Origin of the sequence: Staphylococcus pasteuri (assembly GCF_003970495.1) — a bacterium.
In the GTDB taxonomy this organism is placed as follows: Bacteria; Bacillota; Bacilli; order Staphylococcales; family Staphylococcaceae; genus Staphylococcus; species Staphylococcus pasteuri.
On record NZ_RXWW01000041.1, the window covers coordinates 1 to 5,504 of the forward strand.

A 5,504-nucleotide genomic window follows, 5' to 3' on the forward strand; every position below is an offset into this window, starting at 1 on the left:
AAACTAAATTAATTGTTGTAACTTTCGTTACATTATTGGAATTAACGTTGACATATTGTCATTCAGTTTTCAATGTTCGTTTTTTCACTTACAATATCTTATTATATCGTGTCCGTTTTGTTAAGTCAAGAATAAATTTAATTTCTTTTTTTAAAATTAAATTGTTGTTTAATAACTCAACAAGAACTATAATATAATGTTTAAGTTGAAAGTTCAATAGTCAAAATTACACTTTGTTAATATTTCATTTAAAAAGTTAATAAAACCTTTCAAATAACTTAACATCATTTTGACGACTTTTATATAGTATCAATTAATTTGTTTATCGTCAACGAATTTCATACACTATTTTGGTTTAAATTTACCACTATAGTAACTATTAATTGTTTGAGTGCACAATAATCTCATATATTCTCTATTTTAATATACAGTATATTAATCTAACTAATCTTTTGTAATTCTACCTACATTCTAGTTTGTTTATTTAACATTAACGATTTCTCTTTTATTTTAATCTGTCTTTCCTAATAAGCGTCTAAAATATAAATCTAATTGTCACATCATAATTTCGTAATTAATCAGTGCTCATGTTATACAGATTGTTGAAGTAAATAAAAACCATGTCTATTCTTATTTAGAATAAACATGGTTTTATTTAAAACTATTATTTGTGTAAGAATATAATGTATAAGTAAACAACTTATTATTCTTTTTCCTTACAATCTTTACAGATCCCATAAATTTCCATACGATGATGTGTTACGTCGAACTCTGTTACGTGCTGTGCTAGTTGTTCTACCTCATCTAATTGAGGATAATGAAAATCAACAATCTTTCCACACTTTTCACAAATAATGTGGTAGTGATTATGAGTATTGAAATCAAAGCGACTTGATGAATCACCATATGTGAGTTCTTTAACTAAGCCAATGTCTTTAAATACTCTTAAATTGTTGTAGATAGTCGCAACACTTATATTAGGAAAATCTGGTGAAAGTGCTTGATATATTTCGTCGGCACTTGGATGTGTTTTTGAAGAAATCATAAATTTAATAATTGCTTGTCTTTGAGGAGTAATACGGATTCCCGCTTTTCTCAATGATGTAATTGATTCTTCAAGCTCATGTTCTATAGATTCTAATTCCGCACTCATTTTTTCACCATCTTTCTAGTTAATAATTATTATTACTTAATATTAATATAACTGTTGCGAATTAAAATTGTCAATATAACTGCAGTATTTTAATTAATATCCCTTATTTAAATCAACTATATTCTCAATTAAATCTTTGTTATTGAGAAAATGTTTCAAGTTATTCACAAATATATCCGTTACTTCTTTATTTATATTATTATCATTACCAGTAATGTGTGCTGTTATTGTTACATTATCTAATTCATATAATGGATTGTTTTCATCTAATGGTTCATTTTCAAATACATCTAAATAAGCATGTCTAATTAAGTTTTCTTTCAATACTTTTAGAATTGTAGTTTCTTTAACTATAGTACCTCGTCCAACATTAATAAAAAGTGCATCGTTACTCATTTGTTTAAAGTGATCATATTGTAATAAATGAATTGTTTCATTTGTTTCAGGTAAAGCATTGATAATAATATCAACTTCTCCAATAACTTCATTCAATTTTTCTATTTTATATACTTCATCGAACCACTCTTTATCTTTTCCGGAGTTACTCAAACCAATTACCTGCATATCAAATGCTTTGGCTAACTTTGCAGCACGACTTGCAATCGCACCAGTACCTAAAAATAATACTTTGTCCCCACTTAATCGTCTTCCTACCATTTTAGAATCATACACTTTATTTTGTTGGTTAATAAATGATGTTCTCATTTTTTTATAATCATCTAATATGAACGCTAAGATAAATTCAGAAAGTTGTTTTGCTTGTACTCCCCTACTATTAGTTAGTTTAATATTATGATTTTTCAAATAATCTAATGGTAATGAATTAACACCTGTCGCATACCATGCGATCCATTTAAGATTTGGGCAATCTTTTAAAAATGATTCATCTAATTCACCATCATAACCTATTAATATATCTAAAGATTGTCTGTCTTCAAATGGTATATTTTTAGCTTTTTTAATAAACTTAAAATCTACTTGTGGGAATTTCTCTACTAACTCATCTTCTAATTCGCCTAATCTAAACAGACTTACAACCTTCATAGATTATCACTCCAATATATTTTTTAACTCATCAATCTGTGTTTTAACCTTAACTTTCTCGATAATATCTTTTATAATTCCTTTTTCATCTATAACAAATGTTGTACGAACTATTCCCATACTTTCTTTACCAAATGATTTTTTCAGTTGATAAACCCCAGTCTCTTTAGAAAGTAAGAAATCTTCATCTACTAATAAATCAAAGTTTAACTGATGTTTTTCTATGAAATTTTGATGTTTTTTCTTAGAATCTCCACTAACACCATAAATATTCACGTTTAAATCATTAAAAAGTTCGATATTATCTCTAAAATCACACGCTTCTGTTGTACAAGTAGGTGTATTATCTTTTGGATAAAAGTAAAGTATTGTCGTTTGTCCTTTAATTGTTTCGTTCGATACTAATTCTCCATTCTGATTTTCTAGAGAAAACTCTGGGAACTTATCACCTTTTTTTAACATTTAATCACCTATTTCTTCATTATGTTAATTTTATGATACGATAATAGTCGACAATATTAAATTAAAAGAGGTTGATAAAATGAAATTTACTGAAAGCGAAAGACTTCAGGAATTATCTAATGAATATATATTAGGTGGCGTTAATTCACCTTCTCGTTCTTATAAAGCAGTTGGCGGTGGAGCTCCTGTAGTAATGAAAGAAGGTAAAGGCGCTTATTTATATGATGTAGATGGTAATAAGTTTATTGATTATTTACAAGCTTATGGACCAATTATTACTGGTCATGCTCATCCACATATAACTAAAGCTATCCAAGATCAAGCTGCTAAAGGTGTGCTATATGGTACACCAACTGAATTAGAAATCGATTTTAGTAAAAAGTTACGTGAAGCTATTCCTTCATTAGAAAAGATCAGATTTGTTAATTCTGGTACAGAAGCTGTTATGACAACGATTAGAGTTGCTCGTGCTTATACAAAACGTAATAAAATCATTAAATTCGCTGGTTCTTATCATGGCCATTCTGATCTAGTATTAGTTGCTGCTGGTAGTGGTCCTTCACAATTAGGTTCCCCCGATTCAGCTGGTGTTCCTGAAAGCGTTGCTAGAGAAGTAATCACAGTACCATTTAATGATATTGAATCTTATAAAGAAGCTATTGATCATTGGGGAGATGAAATTGCAGCCGTTTTAGTTGAACCTATTGTTGGTAACTTCGGTATGGTTATGCCGGAACCAGGATTTTTAGAAGAAGTGAACCGTATTACACATGATAACGGCAGTTTAGTAATTTATGATGAAGTCATTACAGCATTTAGATTCCATTATGGTGCAGCACAAGACTTACTTGGTGTGATTCCAGATTTAACTGCATTTGGTAAAATCATTGGTGGCGGACTACCAATTGGTGGATACGGTGGAAGACAAGATATTATGGAACATGTTGCTCCACTTGGACCTGCATACCAAGCTGGTACAATGGCAGGTAACCCACTCTCAATGAAAGCTGGTATTGCATTACTTGAAGTATTAGAACAAGATGGTGTTTATGAAAGATTAGATCAATTAGGTAAACGTTTAGAAGATGGGCTACTAAAATTAATAGACAAACATAATATTACTGCAACTATCAATCGAATTTATGGTTCATTAACGTTATACTTTACTGATGAAAAAATTACTCACTATGAACAAGTCGAAAACTCAGATGGCGAAGCATTTGCTAAATTCTTTAAATTAATGCTTAACCAAGGTATTAATTTAGCACCTTCAAAATTTGAAGCATGGTTCTTAACTACGGAACATACAGAAGAAGATATTGATAAAACACTAGAAGCAGCTGACTATGCATTTAGTCAAATGAAATAAGTGCTATATCATTAACCATATTTGCTCCCTCATTGTAATCATTTTAAATGGACTTTGAGGGAGCTTTTATCATTTTATAAAAATATCTTTAGTTAAACTGATTGTGTGTTCATTTAAAATAATTTGACTAGCGATTTGTTATATAATGTTATATTTCAAAAGCTACACTATTGTATTCACTTGAAATTTATGATTAGTCAGTGTATAACAATAATGAATACGAATTTAAAATTTTATTCAATAAAAATAAAAGGAGCGCTTCTTTTTGAGACTAGGAGCTCGGATTTTTAAAACAGGTATAGCAATCATACTAGCTATGTCTATCGCTTCTTTACTTCCTAATAATATTGGTCTAAAAGCATTAGCCGGTGTCAGTGCAGTTGTCGCAATGCAACCTAGTGTTTATAAGTCTATTAAAACTGTTTCTGATCAAGCTATCGGTAATATTATTGGCGCATTATTAGCTGTTACCATGGTTACAATCTTTAGTAATAATTTTATAATTATGGGTGTTACAGTTATCGTATTAATCGCAATTTTATTCCGATTTAATCTTGCACATGTTGCTACATTAGCAAGTGTCACAGCATTAATCATTATGGGCCAAGTCTCTGGTTCATTTTATGTCGCTGCATTTTACAGATTTGTTTTAGTTATGATTGGAGTACTAAGTTCTTCAGTAGTAAATTTATTATTCTTACCTCCAAAATTCGAAACTAAAATTTATTATAATTCTGTAAATATTACCTCCGATATCTTCGTTTGGTTTAAATTGGTATTAAATGACACTTCTGAATTTAATAATATTAAACAAGATGGCGATCAACTGAATTCTAGAATCGATAAACTCGAAAAGATTTACGACTTCTATCATGAAGAAAGACCTTTATTAAAAAAGAATATATTTGAACAATATAGAAAGAAAATTCTATTTAAAGAAGTAGTAAGAACGACTAGATTAGCTTATGAAGTATTAAACAAAATGTCACGTTACCCAAATGATTTACATCAACTAAATAATCAATTGTTATTACAAATTAAATTGGAATTAGACTCATTAATTGCTTTCCACGAGCAAATTTTAAAAAGTTTATCTAAAAAGGCTAAATTTAAAGTCACACAATTGCAATATGAAGTTGATAACCCACTTAAAAAAGAACTTATGACTGCTTTTCAAAATGAATTAATTCAAAATCCATATCAAACTAATTATTCTTATGCTAATATTATGCAAATTATCGCAGCAATAGAAGAATATAGATATCATTTGGAACATTTAGATAGACTTCGTATTAGTTTCTTTACTTACCATCGCAATGATACTGATATTGATATTGCTGATGAAGATTTTGACTTATAGCTTTTAAACTTATTTAATTATCAATCTAAGCTATTTATAAATTAATTAGAACTATATAGCAAAAGAGCTTAAGGCAATTCAACATTTGCCTTAAGCTCTTTTTTATTATTATAAAT

General features: G+C 28.9%; 5 protein-coding genes. 2 read left to right on the forward strand and 3 right to left on the reverse strand.

Annotation, left to right across the window (positions count from 1 at the left end; genetic code table 11):
- Nucleotides 1-703: 703 nt before the first annotated feature.
- The 3 genes from perR to bcp form a co-directional block, all read right to left on the reverse strand.
- Nucleotides 704-1,153 carry a peroxide-responsive transcriptional repressor PerR gene (gene perR / locus CD121_RS06585; RefSeq protein WP_017636959.1) on the reverse strand — a complete coding sequence of 150 codons (450 nt, stop codon included), beginning with the start codon at nucleotides 1,151-1,153 and terminating at the stop codon, nucleotides 704-706.
- 93 nt (nucleotides 1,154-1,246) lie between these two features.
- On the reverse strand, nucleotides 1,247-2,197 hold the full coding sequence (locus tag CD121_RS06590; protein ID WP_029055996.1) for a phosphoglycerate dehydrogenase: 951 nt from the start codon (nucleotides 2,195-2,197) through the stop codon (nucleotides 1,247-1,249).
- A 6-nt stretch (nucleotides 2,198-2,203) separates the two neighbouring features.
- Complete coding sequence (gene bcp, locus CD121_RS06595) at nucleotides 2,204-2,659, reverse strand: thioredoxin-dependent thiol peroxidase (RefSeq protein ID WP_126567671.1); 456 nt, start codon at nucleotides 2,657-2,659, stop codon at nucleotides 2,204-2,206.
- A gap of 79 nt (nucleotides 2,660-2,738) precedes the next feature.
- Here bcp and CD121_RS06600 point away from each other — a divergent pair, with 79 nt between their 5' ends.
- Both CD121_RS06600 and CD121_RS06605 read left to right on the forward strand, forming a co-directional pair.
- The gene (locus CD121_RS06600; protein ID WP_070452176.1) at nucleotides 2,739-4,028 is read left to right on the forward strand and encodes a glutamate-1-semialdehyde 2,1-aminomutase; all 1,290 of its coding nucleotides are present in this window, start codon (nucleotides 2,739-2,741) and stop codon (nucleotides 4,026-4,028) included.
- A gap of 265 nt (nucleotides 4,029-4,293) precedes the next feature.
- Complete coding sequence (locus CD121_RS06605) at nucleotides 4,294-5,388, forward strand: FUSC family protein (protein ID WP_029055999.1); 1,095 nt, start codon at nucleotides 4,294-4,296, stop codon at nucleotides 5,386-5,388.
- The last annotated feature ends 116 nt before the right edge of the window (nucleotides 5,389-5,504 follow it).